11 protein-coding genes are annotated in these 17,285 nt (G+C 71.0%); 4 read left to right on the top strand and 7 right to left on the bottom strand.

Annotation, left to right across the window (positions count from 1 at the left end; translation table 11 throughout):
* Positions 1–28 precede the first annotated feature (28 nt).
* The 3 genes from coaE to rpsA form a co-directional block, all read right to left on the bottom strand.
* Positions 29–646 (bottom strand): dephospho-CoA kinase, encoded by a 618-nt coding sequence (coaE, locus tag AB0903_RS11370; protein WP_366701375.1) that lies wholly within the window; start codon positions 644–646, stop codon positions 29–31.
* Positions 647–693: 47 nt separating this feature from the next.
* A complete protein-coding gene (locus AB0903_RS11375) occupies positions 694–1,632 on the bottom strand; it encodes a PAC2 family protein (protein WP_366701377.1) in 939 nt (312 codons plus the stop codon).
* A gap of 451 nt (positions 1,633–2,083) precedes the next feature.
* On the bottom strand, positions 2,084–3,586 hold the full coding sequence (gene rpsA / locus AB0903_RS11380; RefSeq protein ID WP_366701379.1) for a 30S ribosomal protein S1: 1,503 nt from the start codon (positions 3,584–3,586) through the stop codon (positions 2,084–2,086).
* Positions 3,587–3,951: 365 nt separating this feature from the next.
* On the opposite strand from rpsA, the gene AB0903_RS11385 reads away from it, so the two are divergent.
* Positions 3,952–4,791, top strand: coding sequence for a class I SAM-dependent methyltransferase (locus AB0903_RS11385; protein WP_366701381.1), 840 nt, complete (start codon positions 3,952–3,954; stop codon positions 4,789–4,791).
* A gap of 252 nt (positions 4,792–5,043) precedes the next feature.
* Positions 5,044–7,548 carry an ATP-dependent helicase HrpB gene (hrpB, locus tag AB0903_RS11390; protein WP_366701383.1) on the top strand — a complete coding sequence of 835 codons (2,505 nt, stop codon included), beginning with the start codon at positions 5,044–5,046 and terminating at the stop codon, positions 7,546–7,548.
* Between the two features lie 234 nt (positions 7,549–7,782).
* On the opposite strand, the gene AB0903_RS11395 is transcribed toward hrpB, so the two are convergent.
* The 3 genes from AB0903_RS11395 to AB0903_RS11405 all read right to left on the bottom strand — a co-directional run bounded on the left by AB0903_RS11395 (position 7,783) and on the right by AB0903_RS11405 (position 10,816).
* Positions 7,783–8,775, bottom strand: a complete 993-nt coding sequence (locus AB0903_RS11395; protein ID WP_366701385.1) for a DUF3068 domain-containing protein — start codon at positions 8,773–8,775, stop codon at positions 7,783–7,785.
* A 9-nt stretch (positions 8,776–8,784) separates the two neighbouring features.
* A complete protein-coding gene (locus AB0903_RS11400; protein WP_366701387.1) occupies positions 8,785–8,922 on the bottom strand; it encodes an SPW_0924 family protein in 138 nt (45 codons plus the stop codon).
* A gap of 142 nt (positions 8,923–9,064) precedes the next feature.
* A complete protein-coding gene (locus AB0903_RS11405) occupies positions 9,065–10,816 on the bottom strand; it encodes a lytic transglycosylase domain-containing protein (RefSeq protein WP_366701389.1) in 1,752 nt (583 codons plus the stop codon).
* Positions 10,817–11,026: 210 nt separating this feature from the next.
* On the opposite strand from AB0903_RS11405, the gene AB0903_RS11410 reads away from it, so the two are divergent.
* Complete coding sequence (locus tag AB0903_RS11410; RefSeq protein ID WP_366701391.1) at positions 11,027–11,881, top strand: DUF4184 family protein; 855 nt, start codon at positions 11,027–11,029, stop codon at positions 11,879–11,881.
* Positions 11,882–12,144: 263 nt separating this feature from the next.
* On the opposite strand, the gene polA is transcribed toward AB0903_RS11410, so the two are convergent.
* Positions 12,145–14,853: a DNA polymerase I gene (gene polA, locus AB0903_RS11415; protein WP_366701393.1), complete on the bottom strand. Its 2,709-nt coding sequence runs from the start codon at positions 14,851–14,853 to the stop codon at positions 12,145–12,147.
* A 134-nt stretch (positions 14,854–14,987) separates the two neighbouring features.
* Between polA and AB0903_RS11420 the strand changes: the two genes are divergently transcribed.
* On the top strand, positions 14,988–17,267 hold the full coding sequence (locus AB0903_RS11420; RefSeq protein WP_366701395.1) for an FdhF/YdeP family oxidoreductase: 2,280 nt from the start codon (positions 14,988–14,990) through the stop codon (positions 17,265–17,267).
* The last annotated feature ends 18 nt before the right edge of the window (positions 17,268–17,285 follow it).

Raw genomic sequence — 17,285 nt, forward strand, 5'->3', positions numbered from 1 at the left:
CCCCGTTCCAACACAGGACGCCCCGGCGCTATTCCGTCGACCGGCGCCCCCGCGCGGCACGCCGGGTCAGCTCGTTCCACACCGCGCGGACCTGGGGCTCCAGCTTCTCCAACGGTCCGTCGTTGTCGATGACGATGTCGGCGACGGCCCGCCGCTGCTCACGCGTCGCCTGTGCCGCCATCCGGGAGCGCGCCTCGCTCTCCGTCATCCCGCGCATTCGCACGAGTCGGTCCAGCTGTGTCTCCGGCGATGCGTCCACCACGATCACCAGGTCGTAGAGCGACTGGAGGTTGTTCTCCGTGAGCAGTGGCACGTCGTGGACGACCACGTCGTCCGGTCCCGCCGCTTGTTCCAGCTCCCGGGACCGGGCGCCGACCAGGGGATGCACGATGCTGTTCAGGGTGGCGAGGCGCCCGGGGTCGGCGAACACGATCGAACCGAGCTTGGGACGGTCCAAGGCGCCGTCGGAGTCCAGGATTTCCGGTCCGAATGACTCGACGACGGCCGCGAGCCCGGGAGTTCCGGGCTCGACCACCTCGCGGGCGATCCTGTCGGCGTCGACGAGGACCGCACCGTACGAGACGAGCCGCCGGGACACTTCACTCTTTCCGGCACCGATACCGCCGGTCAGGCCCACTGTCAGCATGCGCCGCAGCCTACGCGAGCACTCACGGGGCCCGTCTGCCGGCCTTCCTAGGCATCGCCCTCACGTTCCGCGAGGAAGCGCTCGAACTCCCGGCCGAGCTCGTCCGCCGACGGCAGGTCCACGGTCTCGGCGACGAGACTGCCACGTGTCTCCGCACCCGCCATCGCGTCGTACTGGTGCTCAAGGCCCTGCACCAAGGCCACCAGCTCTTCGTCGCCCTCGCCGATCTGCCGCTCGATCTCGGTCTGGGTGCGGTGCGCTTCCGTACGCAGCGTGTGCGCCACTCCCGGCAGAACGAGCCCCGTGGCGGCTGTGATGGTCTCCAGCACGGTCAGCGCGGCGTCCGGATACGAGGAGCGGGCCACATAGTGCGGCACATGGGCGGCGACGCCGAGCACGTCGTGACCGGCCTGCATCAGGCGGTACTCGACGAGCGCCTCGGCGCTGCCCGGCACCTGGGCCTCGTCGAAGGGGCTGCGGTGGCCGGGTGTGAGATCCGTACGGTTGCCGTGCGGCGTGATGCCCACGGGGCGGGTGTGCGGGACACCCATCGGGATGCCGTGGAAGTTCACCGCGAGGCGCACTCCGAGCCGCTCGACGATCTGGCCGACCGCCGCGGCGAAGCGCTCCCACTCGACGTCCGGTTCCGGTCCGGACAGCAGCAGGAAGGGTGCGCCGGTGGCGTCCTGAACGAGGCGCACCTCCAGCGAGGGGGTCTCGTATCCTGCCCAGCGGTCGCGCCGGAAGGTCAGCAGTGGCCGACGGGCCCGGTAGTCCACGAGCCGGTCGTGGTCGAATCGCGCCACCACCTGGTGGGGAAGAGTCTCCAGCAGATTGCCGACGATCTGCTCGCCGGTCTCTCCCGCGTCGATGTAGCCGTCGAAGTGGTACAGCATGACCAGGCCGGCCGACTCCTGCGCGAGCGCCATGTCGACGACCGCGAGACCCTTCGGCTCCCACTCGTACAAACCCTGCGGATCAAGCACGATTACCGCTCCTCCTCATGTTCGAAGACAAGAACGTGCGGCAGCGCGTGTGCATTCCCGCTCTCTCGTGTTCCGGCGTCCCTGTTCCGGCGTCCGTCGGTGCCGAACGGCCGGAAGAGTCCAGGCAGTTCGTGCAGTACACGTCGTTCGTGCAGTCCAAGCAGTTCGTGCGGTCCGGGCAGTTCGTGCGGTCCGGGCAGTTCGTGCGGGGCAGGGGCGGTCTGCGGCCGGGTCTCGCACCCCGGCGGTTCGTGCGCGCACCCGCGCCGTGCGTGCGCGCAGATCCGTGCGTACGGGCCGCTGCCCTTTCCAGGTCCAGCGACGGGCGCGCTTCTCAGGTCAGCTCCATGCGCGCTGTGTCGGCGGCGGGCGCGGCCTCTGAACGCGGTAAGGCCCGCCCCCCGAAGGGAGCGGGCCTTACTTCAGCTGTTCAGCCGCCAGGAGCAGAGCGTCAGCTCTGGCCGCCGGCCAGCTTCTCGCGCAGGGCGGCAAGCGCCTCGTCCGACGCCAGGGCGCCGGAGTTGTCATCCGACTCCGAGGAGTAGGAGCCACCGGTGGCACCCGCGGGGGCACCGGCCGGGGCAGCGGTGCCACCCTCGGCAGCGGCGGCCTCGTCGGCCTCGCGGGACTTGATGACCTGAGCCTGGTGCTGCTCGAAGCGCGACTGCGCCTCGGCGTACTGGGTCTCCCACGCCTCGCGCTGGGACTCGAAGCCCGGCAGCCAGTCGTTGGTCTCCGGGTCGAAGCCCTCGGGGTAGATGTAGTTGCCCTGGTCGTCGTAGGACGCGGCCATGCCGTACAGGGTCGGGTCGAACTCGACCGAGGCCGGGTCGGCACCGAAGGACTCGTTGGCCTGCTTCAGCGAGAGGCTGATGCGACGGCGCTCGAGGTCGATGTCGATGACCTTGACGAAGATCTCGTCGTTGACCTGGACGACCTGCTCCGGGATCTCCACGTGGCGCTCGGCCAGCTCGGAGATGTGAACCAGACCCTCGATGCCCTCGTCGACGCGGACGAACGCACCGAACGGAACGAGCTTGGTGACCTTACCCGGGACGACCTGACCGATCTGGTGGGTCCGGGCGAACTGCTGCCACGGGTCTTCCTGCGTCGCCTTCAGCGACAGGGAGACACGCTCGCGGTCCATGTCCACGTCGAGAACCTCGACGGTGACCTCCTGGCCGACCTCGACGACCTCGGACGGGTGGTCGATGTGCTTCCAGGACAGCTCGGACACGTGCACGAGGCCGTCGACGCCACCCAGGTCCACGAACGCACCGAAGTTGACGATCGAGGAGACGACGCCGGAGCGGACCTGGCCCTTCTGCAGGGTGGTGAGGAACGTCTGGCGCACCTCGGACTGGGTCTGCTCGAGCCAGGCGCGGCGGGACAGGACCACGTTGTTGCGGTTCTTGTCCAGCTCGATGATCTTCGCCTCGAGCTCCTTGCCCACGTAGGGCTGGAGGTCGCGGACACGGCGCATCTCGACGAGGGAAGCCGGCAGGAAGCCACGGAGGCCGATGTCGAGGATGAGACCACCCTTGACAACCTCGATGACGGTGCCGGTGACGATGCCGTCCTCTTCCTTGATCTTCTCGATGGTGCCCCAGGCACGCTCGTACTGGGCACGCTTCTTCGAGAGGATCAGGCGGCCTTCCTTGTCCTCCTTCTGAAGGACAAGGGCCTCGATCTCGTCGCCGACCTTGACGACCTCGTTCGGGTCGACGTCGTGCTTGATCGAGAGCTCGCGGCTCGGGATGACACCTTCGGTCTTGTAACCGATGTCGAGCAGGACCTCGTCCCGGTCGACCTTCACGATGACGCCGTCGACGATGTCGCCGTCGTTGAAGTACTTGATCGTCTCGTCGATCGCGGCGAGGAAGGCTTCCTCGTTACCGATGTCGTTGACCGCAACCTGCGGGGTGGTGGCGGTGGTCTCGGTGCTGCTCGTCATGTGGGAAAGGGCTCCGGTGCGGACATTGAAGTCGTAGGTACTGCTACGCCGAGAGCCTTGTATCGCAGCTGCAGAAGCCGGACAGCCTCAGAAGCACCACACATGGGATCCGACGGATCCTGGAGGCGCCTCGTGAACCGAGGGACACATACAGATGCGAGCGCGGCCTGCTCGGTCCGAGGCACGCAGGCCCGCAGCGCAACTTGTAGCATACGGGGGCAGCCGGACACGGTCAATGCGCGAAGGCGCGCACCCGGCACAGAAGGCCGCGATTCCGGCACAACTCTTGTTGGCCGAGGCCACGATGGCCTCTTTCGAGGACGTGGCATCGGCGCGCTGGAACGCAAACTACAACGACGGTGACGATGAGCCAAGATTTCGAACCGGAAGCCACCCGCCGTGACGCGGGGGACGCGGAGAGCAGCCGGGCCAGCCGCCGCTGGTGGGACGGGAACGCCGACGATTACCAGAGCGAGCACGGCCCCTTCCTTGGCGACGACCGCTTCGTCTGGGGACCCGAAGGACTCGACGAGGCCGATGCCGCGCTGCTGGGCCCCGCCGTGTCCCTGAAGGGCCTGGACGTCCTGGAGATCGGCGCGGGCGCCGCCCAATGCTCGCGCTGGCTCGCCGCGCAGGGCGCCCGGCCCGTGGCGCTGGACCTCTCCCACCGCCAGTTGCAGCACGCGCTGCGGATCGGCGGCGGCGTACCGCTGGTGGAGGCGGACGCGGGGGCACTGCCGTTCCGGGACGGCTCCTTCGACCTTGCGTGCTCGGCGTACGGCGCCGTCCCCTTCGTAGCGGACCCGGTCCGGGTCTTCCGGGAGATCAGGCGGGTACTGCGGCCGGGCGGGCGATGGGTCTTCTCCGTCACGCACCCGGTCCGCTGGGCCTTCCCCGACGAACCCGGGCCCGAGGGCCTGTCGGTGGCCGCCTCCTATTTCGACCGCACTCCGTACGTGGAGCAGGACGAGGAGGGCCACGCCGTCTACGTGGAGCACCACAGGACGATCGGTGATCGTGTGCGGGACGTGGTGGCCGGCGGCTTCCACCTGGTCGACCTGGTCGAGCCGGAGTGGCCCGCCTGGAACAGCCAGGAGTGGGGCGGCTGGTCCCCGCTGCGCGGCAATATGATCCCGGGCACGGCGATCTTCGTCTGCGAGCGAAGAGAGGCGGTCCCCCCGGCCGAAAACGTCGGGAGCGACTGACAGGGCGGACGGGACCTGCGGAGCGCACGTACCGCGCGGTGCCCGGAAGGGCGGGTAGGAACCACCGGGCGGAATCCCCGCGACATCCGCCCCGCGATGGCGGGCCGGCCGGACGATCGCCGCCGATCGGGCGGTGGCGATCGGGCGGTGGCGATCGGGCGGTGGCGATCGGCCGACATGATGGTCATACGAGCCTATTGAGGTTGTGGACAGCCGAGCCGGCTGTCCGCCGGGACGTACGAGACTGAGCCCGTGATCAGAAACGACGCAACCGATCGTCTCCCCGTCCGTCATGCCGTCGAGGAGCTGCTGGCCGCGCTCGACGCGCACGGCACGGCAGTGCTGTGCGCGCCGCCGGGCACCGGCAAGACCACGCTGGTGCCGCTGGTGCTGGCCGAGGCCGGCGCCCGAGTCGTGGTCGCCGAGCCGCGGCGGATAGCGGCGCGCGCGGCGGCGCGGCGCATGGCGTGGCTGCTGGGCGAGAAGGCCGGCGGCCGTGTCGGCTTCACCGTGCGCGGTGAGCGCGCGGTCGGTCGCGGGACCGTCGTGGAGGTCGTCACCACGGGAGTGCTGCTGCAGCGGCTGCAGCGTGATCAGGAGCTGGCCGGCGTCGACGTCGTGATGCTCGACGAATGTCATGAACGCCATTTGGACGCCGACACTGTCGCCGCCTTCCTGCTGGACGTACGGGCCACCCTGCGCCCGGAGCTGAGGCTCCTGGCTGCTTCGGCCACGACGGACGCCGAGGGCTGGGCGCGGCTGCTCGGCGACGCACCGGTGGTGCGGGCCGAAGGCATCGCGCACCCGGTCGAGGTGGTCTGGGCCCCTCCGGCCCGCCCGGTACGGCCGCCGCACGGGATGCGGGTCGACCCGGCGCTGTTGGCGCACGTGGCGTCGGTGGTGCGCAGGGCGCTCGCGGAGCGCGAAGGTGACGTGCTCTGCTTCCTGCCCGGCGTGGGGGAGATCGGCCGGGTCGCGAGCCGGTTGTCCGGGGTGGACGCGGAGATCCTCCAGGTGCACGGCCGGGCGCCGGCCGCGGTTCAGGACGCCGTGCTCGCCGGCGGGGACGGCCGGCGAGTGATCCTGGCGACCTCGGTCGCGGAGTCGTCACTGACCGTGCCGGGCGTGCGGGTCGTCGTCGACTCGGGTCTGGCGCGTGAGCCACGTACCGACCACACGCGCGGCCTGAGCGCCCTGACGACGGTACGGGCCTCGCAGGCCACCGGCCGGCAGCGAGCCGGCCGCGCCGGGCGTGAAGCGCCCGGAGCGGTGTACCGCTGCTGGACGGAGGCGGAGGACAACCGTCTGCCACGCTTCCCCGCACCGGAGATCAAGGTCGCGGACCTGACGTCCTTCGCCCTGCACACCGCATGCTGGGGCGACCCGGCGGCGACCGGTCTCGCGCTGCTGGATCCTCCCCCGCCTGGCGCGATGGCCGCCGCGCGCTCCGTACTGTCCGCTATCGGCGCGGTCGACGCGGAAGGGCGGACCACCGACCGTGGCACCCGGATGTCACGACTGGGCCTGCATCCACGGCTGGCCCGCGCACTCCTGGACGGCGCCCTGCAAGTGGGAGGACGGCAGGCTGCCGAGGTGGTCGCGCTGCTGAGCGAGGAGCCACCGCGGGAATACGGGGACGACCTGACCGGCGCCTGGCGCGCGGCCCGGCGGGGCGGCGACGCATACGGGGCCAGGTGGCGGGCGGAGGTGCGCCGACTGGAGTCGTCACTCGGCGACGTGGGACCCGGGCGGGTGCCGCCAGGGAAGCAGGTGCCGCCGGCCGGGGACGACGCCGTCGCCGGTCTGGTCACCGCCCTCGCCTTCCCCGAGCGGGTGGCCCGACGGCGCGGCGACGGGGCATTCCTGATGGCCTCCGGCACCGGCGGCGACCTCGGCACGGGGTCGGCGCTGCGTCAGGCCCCCTGGTTGGCGGTCGCCGTCGCCGACCGCCCCGCCACAGCCGCGTCCGCGCGCATCCGGCTGGCCGCCGTGCTCGACGAGGACGGCGCCCGCGATGCCGCCTCGCATCTGCTGACCGACGACGAGGAGGTCCACTGGGAGGACGGAGACGTCACCGCCCGGCGCGTGGAGCGGCTCGGCGCCGTCGAGCTCTCCGTACGGCCGCTGAGCAACCCCGATGCGGCGCTCGTCCGCGCCGCCCTGCTGGAGGGCCTGCGACGGGACGGGCTCGGGCTGCTGCACTGGACGCCTGAAGCACGCGGCCTGCGCGAACGGCTGGCGTTCCTGCACCGGGTGTCCGGCCCGCCGTGGCCGGGGGTGTCGGACGCCGAGTTGCTCGAGGCGGCCGGCGAATGGCTGGAACCGGAGCTCTCGCGTGCCCGGCGGCGGGCGGATCTGGGGCGTATCCAGGCGGGTCAGGCGCTGCGGCGGCTCCTGCCGTGGGCGACCGGCGACGCGGCGAGGCTGGACGACCTCGCGCCGGAGCGGATCGAGGTACCGAGCGGGTCCCGGATAAGGGTCGACTACAGCGGGGAGCAGCCGGTACTCGCGGTGAAGCTCCAGGAGCTGTTCGGGCTGCGCGAGACGCCCCAGGTTGACGGTGTACCGGTGCTGGTGCATCTACTCTCGCCCGCCGGGCGGCCCGCGGCGGTCACCGCGGATCTGGCCTCGTTCTGGCGGGAGGGGTACCTGGCGGTGCGGGCGGAGCTGAGAGGACGCTACCCGAAGCACCCATGGCCCGAGGACCCTGCCGCAGCTGAACCGACCCGGTTCACCAAGGCTCGGCTCAGACCCTGAGCTGCTCAAGGCCCTGCCGGGCCGTGAGCCCTGCCCTGCTCAGGCCGACCGGCTCCGACGCGACCGGCTGGGGGCCCTGCACGGGGGGCCCTGCACGACCAAGGCCGTATCCGAAACCGAGGCCGGAGCAGGCTCGGACGGGGCTCGGGCCCGGTCGGGCCAGGTCGGGGTCGGACCGGGCTCGGACCGGCTCAGACCGGGGCAGGCCCGGGCCAGGCCCGGGCCAGGGCAGGCTCAGACCGGGGCAGGCTGGGGAGAGGGCTGTTCCGCCGGGGCGCCGGGCCGGCGATGCACGCGTGCCTCGAGCCACAGGGCGAGCCCGAGGAAACTGCCGCCGAGGGACAGGAAACCCCATGGCAGGTACGAAGCCAGCAGAAGCACCAGACGGCGTTGTGAGGTGACCAGTTCGACGGTGGAGTCGACGTAGTCGGGCCGCATCTTCACGTGCCCGGCGAACGCTGTGACCTTCTCCCGGCCGCTGAGCAGGGACCCGCCGCGCAGCTCCTCCTTGTGGATCTCCTCGCCGTTGACGGGGGCTCCGGTGACGGGTTCGACCCAGAACATCCGCTTGGTGGTGTACCAGCGCGTGGTGCCGGTCTGCTTCTCCAGCGCGGCCGCGTCGATGCCCGGGAAGGGCATCTTCTTCGGAAACGGCACTTTGGTCCAGGGGATGGTCTGCTCGAAGTAGTAGACCTCCAGACCGCGGAACTGCCGGGTTCCCTTGTAGTGGATGGGGGCGGAGGTGCGGGCCTGAGCGTCGAAGTACACGTAGTCCCGCTTCTCGGTGAGGAACGGCCACTTGAACTCGATGCCCTCGCGCCGCACGGGGTCGCCGTCGACCGACTCGCCGGTGGCGTGCACGGGCTCCTGGGTGTGCGCGTCGAAGATGTAGCGCTCGGGAATCTGGGAGACCATCCTGCCGTCGGGTCCCTGAACGTAGGAAAGGCAGTCCCACACGACGACGTCTCGCCCCGCGGTCTGCTCGATTCTTTCCGATTCCTCGACGTTGCCCTTGAGGGTCTGCACGATGGTGAGCTTCTCTACCCGCTTCGACTGGAGGGTGCCGTAGTCGAGAAGGACGGCAGGTTTCGCCTCGAGCACCATCTCCTGGTATTGGCCTGCCGGGACCTTGGCGAGCCGTGGGAAGGCGTACCAGCGCAACAGAGGCGCGAGGGCGGCGAAGAAGACGGCGAGGGCGACGAGTACGAGGCATGCTCTGCGGCGCACGGTTTCCCCCTACTTCTTCAAGCCGGGGACGGTGGTCAGTAACGGCTCGGGCGACGTCTGACCGGCGGGCGCGCCGATCGCCGTGACGGTCAGCACGAGAGCGAGGGCGGCGACCAGTCCGATCGCGGCAGCGACGAGCGCGCGCATGCTCTGCCTCCCGGAGACACAGAACTGATAGGCCGTCAGGTCTGGGCACCGTAACAACCCGGCCGGGAGAAGAGAACACAAAGCACCGCCCCGCTCCCGGCGCCCGGGGGGCACGGGGCAGGGCGGCGCGGGGCACGCTCGATCAGGCCGTCGGCGAAGGCGAAGGAGACGGGGACGAGGAGGGAGAAGGGGCGGGGGCGGGGGTTTCCGTCGGCGGTGCCGTCACCTTCAGCTCGATGTCCAAGCTGCCGCCGCCAGGTGCCGTGAGCCGGAGCACAAAGGTGCCCTCTGTGTCGTCGGCGAAGACGTCGGGCAGTTCGAGGACACCGTCGGCGCCGGTCCTGAGCCCGGTCAGGGTGCGAACGACTTCCTCGTCGACGCCCTTGAAGTACGGGCCCTCGGCGTTCTCCACCGCATCGTCCCTGGAGACGATCATCGTGGCGGTGACGGCGACACCGGATGCGGCCACGCCGTCACATGCGGCCCTGACCCGGATGACGTCGGCGAACTCGCCGCCCGCGGTGGTCTCGAGTGCCGTGGTCTCGGTCCGGACGAGGGTGTCCGCCTCCCGCTCGGTGACGGTGGCGGTGAACTCGATGCCGGGCAGGGGACGCTCGACGACCGTGGCCCGCACCGTGAAGTCACCGGTCCGCTCACCGGCGATCAGCATCGGGGCTCTGACCGTGCCGTCGGCTCCGGTTGCCGCCACAACACTCGTGCGGCCACCGGTGAACCGGGTGTCGGTCTCCCCGACGACCATGAACCGGACCGCGACCTTGGCGACGGGCCGGCCCTTGGCGTTCTCTGCGCGGACCGTGGGCCGCTCGGCGAAATCGCGGCCGGCCACGGCTGTCAGCGGCCCGGTGCCGGCGTCCTCGATCCGTGTCACGGGCGCGACCGCCGGCGGCGTGGTGGGAGGCGGGGTCGGCGTGGGGGTCGGGGCCGGCGTCGGTGTGGGCGTGGGGGTCGGCTCGGACGGACGCGGCGACGAGTCGGGCTTCGGCTTCGGCTTCGCCGCAGGCTTCGACGGGCTCGGCGACGGCGTGGGGGTCGGAGTCGGGAGCGGGCCCGAGCTGTCAGGACCCTCGCCCACCGGCAGGGGACCCTGGCCGTCGGGGATCACGTGCGTGCCGCGCTGGTAGTACTCGAACCACGACAGCACCGTACGCAGGTACTCCCGCGAGTGGTTGTAGCCGAGGATCGCCCTGTCGAGGTCGGCCTTGTTGCCGAGGTCCCGGCCCCCGGCACAGAGATAGCGTCCCGCGGCGAGCGCCGCGTCGTAGATGTTGTTGGGGTCCCTGCGGCCGTCGCCGTTGGCGTCCTGGCCCCAGGTCTGCCAGGTCTGCGGGATGAACTGCATCGGCCCGACGGCGCGGTCGTACACCGGGTCGTCGTCGTAGGCGCCGTCGTCGCTGTCCGGGATGTTCGCGAAGCCCACACCGTTGAGCACGGGACCCAGGATCGGGGAGAGGGTCGTGCCGTCGGCGTCCACCCGGCCGCCGCGCGCCTGGCCGGACTCGACCTTGCCGATCGCGGCGAGCAGCTGCCAGGGAAGCCGGCACGCCGGGTCGGACGCGGCGATGGCCTGCTCGGCCTGCTTGTACGCGGCGAGGACGGAGGCGGGTATCCCGGCTTCACCCGCGCCAAGAGCCGGTTCGACCGAAGTGGCGGAATCGTCGGGTGTGTTCAGCGGGGGGAGTTCCGTGTAGTACGGGGAGTTGCCGGTGACCGGAGTGCCGGGTGGCAGGGTGACGTCCGACGCCTCGTGTCCGGTGCCCGAGGCGGCGGACGTGACGCCGGGTGCCTGTGAGGCGGACAGGGCGGCCACCGCAGCGGCGGCCACGGCCGTCGTCGTCGCTCCCCTGCGCAGTCGGCGGCCGAATTGCGCTGCCATACGTCGTTCCCTCCCCGTCGGCGGCTGTTCGCGCTCCCCAGCGCGGACCCACGTGACCCTAATGCACGGTGAGACATCGGAACACCGCGCACTGACCCGTTTTCACCACTTCGCCATCACCCGCACGTCCCGGATTGCGAACCCGGGGTCCCGCCAGGGCATCACGCATACTGATCGGCACTGATCAAAACGGCCACAGGGGGCATCATCATGCCGTTCACACTCAGCCACGCCGCTGCGGTACTACCGGGTCTCCGGAGAGACGGGACCGCCCGTGGGCCACTGGTCGCCTCGGCGCTCGTCCTGGGTTCGTTCTCACCGGACATGACCTACTTCGCGGCCAGCGTCCTTCCCGGTGCGATGGAGTTCGGGTCGGTGACGCACGGACCTCTCGGCGTGCTGACGGTCGATGTCGCCATCACGGCGGCGCTCGTAGCTCTCTGGCTGCTGGTGCGTGACCCGTTGGTGGCGCTGCTGCCGACCGCATGGCAGGGGCGGGCGCACGCGCTGCTGCGGGGCCGGTCCGCGACCGGCCGGCCGCCGCTGGCGACCGGGCTGTGGTTCTACGTGTCGGCGGTGATCGGAGCGAGTACGCATGTGGTGTGGGACGCGTTCACCCACTTCGACCGATGGGGTGTGCGGGTGGTGCCGGTGCTCGCGGAGCCCGTGGCCGGCTTTCCCCTCTACACGTACACGCAGTACGGCAGTTCGGCGGCTGCGCTCGTCGCGCTGGTGTGGTTCGTGGCCACCGCGCTGCGCCGGGCACCGGTTTCACCGGCGGCGCCCGTCCCGGCACTCGGCCGCCCGGCCCGTCTGCTGGCGGCCGGGCTGATCGGGGGGTGCGTGGCGGCGGGCATCGTGCACCGTTGTGTGCGCTGGTACCGGTACTGGAGCGGTATCGACACGCCGCTCGACATCATCCCGACGGCGTGCTTCGGCGCGGGGGCGGGGCTTGCGGTGGGCCTGGTCCTGTACGCGACCGCGGTACGCCTTCGGGAGCGCGGCCGCCCGCCCGGCGCGGAGACGCCGGGCACCGCCGAACCGGACCGCGCGGGCGTCGCCTAGGCAGACGCCGTTCACCACCGGGTCCGTGGCCCGGAGCGGAAAGCACGCACCGGGCGGCACGCGCCCGTGTGCACCATGTCTCGACGCGGCGCCCGGCGGGATCGCCCGGTGGCGCCGGTCCCTCGACCACCCGGCCCCGGGGCGCCGCGTCCGCGCTCACCGCGTCCGCCCGCCACGCACCCACCCGGCCCGGTCGTGGACCACCGGCGTCCGCGAGCATGCCCCCGGGCCGCGGTTCCCGCCAGGCCCGGGTCGCACCCCCGTCAGTGCGCCGCCGACTCCCAGTCGGGTCCCGAGCCCACCGAGACGTCCAGCGGCGCCCGCAGCGACACCGCCGACGCCATCTCGTGGCGTACCAGTGCCTCGACCTCCGCGCGCTCCCCGGGAGACACCTCGAGCACGATTTCGTCGTGGACCTGGAGCAGCAGACGGGACGACAGCTTCGCCTCCGACAGCGCGCGGTCCACGTTCAGCATGGCGACCTTCACGATGTCCGCCGCCGTGCCCTGGATCGGGGCGTTGAGCGCCATCCTCTCCGCGGCCTCCCGCCGCTGCCGGTTGTCGCTGGTGAGGTCGGGCAGGTAGCGTCGACGGCCGAGCATGGTCGCCGTGTACCCCGTCGCCCGGGCCTCGTCCACGACCCGCCGCAGATAGTCCCGCACTCCGCCGAACCGCTCGAAGTACGTGTCCATCAGGACCCGTGCCTCGGCCGGCTCGATGTTCAGCTGCTGGGAGAGGCCGAACGCGGAGAGGCCGTACGCCAGCCCGTACGACATGGCCTTGATCTTGCGCCGCATCTCCGCGTCGACGGCCGAGCGCTCCACGGAGAACACCTGGGAGGCGACGGTCGTGTGCAGGTCCTCCCCCGAGGTGAACGCCTCCAGGAGGCCCTCGTCCTCCGAGAGATGGGCCATCACCCGCAGTTCGATCTGGCTGTAGTCCGCGGTCATCAGGGACTCGAAGCCCTCGCCCACCACGAACCCGCGGCGGATCGCGCGGCCCTCGTCGGTGCGGACCGGCACGTTCTGCAGGTTCGGGTCGGTGGAGGACAGCCGACCCGTCGCGGCGACCGTCTGGCTGAACGTGGTGTGGATCCGGCCGTCGGCCGCGATGGTCTTGATCAGCCCCTCGACCGTCGAGCGCAGCCGGGCCTGCTCACGATGGCGCAGCATGATGACCGGCAGCTCGTGCTCGGTCTGGGCGGCCAGCCACGCGAGCGCGTCCGCGTCGGTGGTGTAGCCGGTCTTGGTCTTCTTGGTCTTCGGCAGGTTCAGCTCGCCGAAGAAGACCTCCTGGAGCTGCTTGGGGGACCCCAGGTTGAACTCGTGTCCCACGGCCGCGTGCGCCTCCTTCACCGCCTGCTGCACGGCGCCCGCGAACTGCTGCTCCATCGCTTCGAGGTGGGCGCGGTCGGCGGCGATGCCGCTGCGCTCCATCCGGGCCAGCAGCAGCGAGGTGGGCAGTTCCACGTCGTGCAGCAGCTCGGCCGCGCCGACCTCCTTCAGTCTCTCGCCGAGCGCCTCGCCCAGGTCGAGCACCGCGCGGGCCTGGGCCATCAGTGCGTCGGCCTCGGCCTGCTCGTCGGCGCCGAAGGCCAGCTGGCCGTCCGCAGCGGCCGGGGCCAGCTCGCGGTGCAGGTACTCCACCGACAGGGCGTCCAGCGCGAAGGACCGGCGCCCGGGCTTGACCAGATAGGCCGCGAGGGCCGTGTCCATGGTGATGCCGGCGATCTGCCAGCCGTGCTCGGGGAAGACCCGCAGTGCGTCCTTGGCGCTGTGCATGACCTTCGGCCGGGCCGGGTCGGAGATCCAGGCGGCGAAGGCCCGCTCGTCGGACTCGTCGAGCTGGGTCGTGTCGAACCAGGCCGCCTTGCCGTCCGCGGCGGCCAGCGCCACCTCGCTGACGTTGCCCACGCCAAGGGCCCACGCCGACACGGTGGCCACACCGAGCGGCTGCCGGCCGTGCTGCTCCAGCCAGTGGGCCACCTCCCCGGCGCCCAGCACACTGCCGTCGAGCTCCACACCGGCTTCGGGGGCCGCCGGCTCGTCCTCCGCGGCGCCCGGGTCGACGGAGAGCAGCCGCTCACGCAGGCTCGGGTTACGGATCTCGAGGACCTCGAGGAAGCCCTTCAGCGCCGTCCTGTCGTACGGCGCGCGCTCGAGGTCGGCGACGGACCGGGGCAGCTCCACGTCACGCACCAGCTCGGTCAGGTGGCGGTTGAGTTTGACGGCCTCCAGGTGGTCGCGCAGCGCCTGCCCGACCTTGCCCTTGACCTCCTCCGCGCGCTCGACGAGCGCCGCGAACGAACCGAACTGGTTGATCCACTTCGTCGCCGTCTTCTCGCCCACACCGGGGATGCCGGGCAGATTGTCCGACGGGTCGCCGCGCAGCGCGGCGAAGTCCGGGTACTGCTGCGGGGTGAGGCCGTACTTCTCCTCGACCTTCGCCGGGGTGAAGCGGGTGAGCTCGGAGACGCCCTTGGTGGGATACAGCACCGTGGTGTGCTCGCTGACCAGCTGGAAGGAGTCCCGGTCGCCGGTGACGATCAGCACCTCGAAACCCGCGGCCTCCGCCTGGGTGGCGAGGGTCGCGATGACGTCGTCCGCCTCGAAGCCGTCGACGGCGAACCGGTGGGCGTTCATCGTGTCGAGCAGCTCGCCGATCAGCTCGACCTGCCCCTTGAACTCGTCCGGGGTCTTGGAGCGGTTCGCCTTGTACTCCGGGAAGTCGGCGGACCGCCAGGTCTTGCGGGAGACGTCGAACGCCACCGCGAAATGCGTGGGCGCCTCGTCACGCAGAGTGTTCGCGAGCATCGACGCGAAGCCGTAGACGGCATTGGTCGTCTGGCCGCTCGCGCTCGTGAAATTCTCCGCGGGCAGCGCGAAGAACGCCCGGTACGCCAGGGAGTGCCCGTCCATGAGGAGCAGGCGCGGTCGGTTGTCTGCCGTCTTCTTCGATGCCGTCTCAGCCACGCCCCCGATCCTGCCATGCACCACTGACATTCCCGACCGCCCGACCTGACGGCATCGGCTGTCACAGGGCCGTGACAGGATCGGAGACACAGCATCGGACGTACCAGCTCAGGCACGGCTCAAAGGAGAGCGCGATGGCCAGCAAGCCGCCCGCAGGGGACCCGGTCCAGGACGCCCCGCAGGTCACAGCCCCACAGCAGGCGGCGGCCGGCCTGCCCGGCGTCGGCCACACGCTGCGGGTCGCGCAGCAGCAGATGGGGGCGGTCCGCACCGCGCGCACCCTGCTGAAGGTGAACCAGAAGGACGGCTTCGACTGTCCCGGCTGCGCCTGGCCCGAGGGCGAGGACCGCCACGTCGCGGAGTTCTGCGAGAACGGTGCGAAGGCCGTCGCCGAGGAGGCGACGCTGCGCCGGGTGACGCCCGAGTTCTTCGCGGCACACCCGCTGCCCGACCTCGCGAGCCGCAGCGGCTACTGGCTGGGCCAGCAAGGCCGGATCACCCGGCCCATGTATCTCCCGGAGGGCGCCGACCGGTACGAACCCGTGAGCTGGGAGCGTGCTTTCGCGATCATCGCGGAGGAGCTGGGCGCGCTCGGCTCCCCCGACGAGGCGCTGTTCTACACCTCCGGCCGCACCAGCAACGAGGCGGCGTTCCTGCTCCAGCTGTTCGCCCGCGAGTTCGGTACGAACAATCTGCCCGACTGCTCCAACATGTGCCACGAGTCCTCCGGCTCCGCGCTCACGGAGACGATCGGCATCGGCAAGGGCAGCGTCTCGCTCGAGGACCTGCACCAGGCGGACCTCATCATCGTCGCCGGACAGAATCCGGGCACCAACCACCCGCGCATGCTCAGTGCCCTGGAGAAGGCCAAGGCCGCAGGCGCCCGGATCATTTCGGTGAATCCGCTGCCCGAGGCGGGCCTGGAACGGTTCAAGAACCCGCAGACCGCCCGCGGCCTGCTCAAGGGCACCGCGCTGAACGACCTGTTCCTCCAGATCCGCATCGGCGGCGACCAGGCAATGTTCCGACTCCTGGGCAAGCTGATCCTCGAGACCGAGGGCGCGGTCGACGAGCAGTTCGTCCGCGAACACACCCATGGCTTCGCGGACTTCGCCGCCGCGGCGCGGGCCGCCGACTGGGACACCACGCTCGCCGCGACCGGCCTTTGCCGAGGCGAGATCGAGCAGGCTCTGCGGATGGTGCTGGACTCGCGCCGGACCATCGTCTGCTGGGCGATGGGCCTCACCCAGCACAAGCATTCCGTCGCCACCATCCGCGAGGTGGTCAACTTCCTCCTGCTCCGCGGCGACATCGGCCGCCCCGGCTCCGGCGTCTGCCCCGTGCGTGGCCACTCCAACGTCCAGGGCGACCGGACCATGGGCATCTTCGAGCGGCCCTCCCCCGCCTTCCTCGACGCCCTGGAGAAGGAGTTCGGCTTCGCCCCGCCCCGCCGCCACGGCCTGGACGTCGTCCGGTCCATCGAGGCACTGCGCGACGGGAAGGCGAAGGTGTTCTTCGCGATGGGAGGCAACTTCGTGTCGGCGAGCCCGGACACCGCGGTCACCGAGGCCGCGATGCGCCATGCCCGGCTGACCGTGCACGTGTCCACCAAGCTGAACCGCTCGCACACCGTCACCGGCCGGCGGGCGCTCATTCTGCCCACCCTCGGCCGCACCGACAAGGACGTCCAGGCCGGCGGCCGGCAGGTGGTGACCGTCGAGGACTCGATGGGCATGGTCCACGCCTCCCGCGGCAACCTGCCGCCGGCGAGCCCGCATCTCCTGTCGGAGCCCGCGATCGTCGCGCGGATGGCCCGTGCGGTACTCGGCCCCGCCTCCGCGACGCCCTGGGAGGAGTTCGAGCAGGACTACCGCACGATCCGTGACCGCATCGCGCGTGTAGTACCCGGCTTCGAGGACTTCAACGCGAAGATCGCCCGCCCCGGCGGCTTCACCCTGCCGCACGCCCCGCGCGACGAGCGCCGCTTCCCCACAGCCACGGGCAAGGCCAACTTCACCGCCGCACCCGTCGAGTACCCGAAGATCCCCGAGGGCCGGCTGCTGCTGCAGACGCTCCGCTCGCACGACCAGTACAACACCACGATCTACGGCCTCGACGACCGCTACCGCGGCATCAAGGGCGGCCGCAGGGTCGTCCTGGTCAATCCCGAGGACGCCCGCGGACTCGGCCTGGCCGACGGCTCGTACGTCGACCTCGTCGGCGAGTGGAAGGACGGCGTCGAGCGCCGCGCCCCCGGCTTCCGCGTCGTCCACTACCCCACGGCCCGCGGCTGCGCCGCCGCGTACTACCCCGAGACCAATGTGCTGGTCCCGCTGGATTCCACCGCGGACACCAGCAACACCCCCGCCAGCAAGTCCGTGATCGTACGTCTGGAACAATCACCGTCCGTCTAAGCGTTCGCTCAGGCAAGC

The sequence above is a fragment of the Streptomyces sp. NPDC048389 genome (genome assembly GCF_040706335.1).
GTDB lineage: Bacteria > Actinomycetota > Actinomycetes > Streptomycetales > Streptomycetaceae > Streptomyces.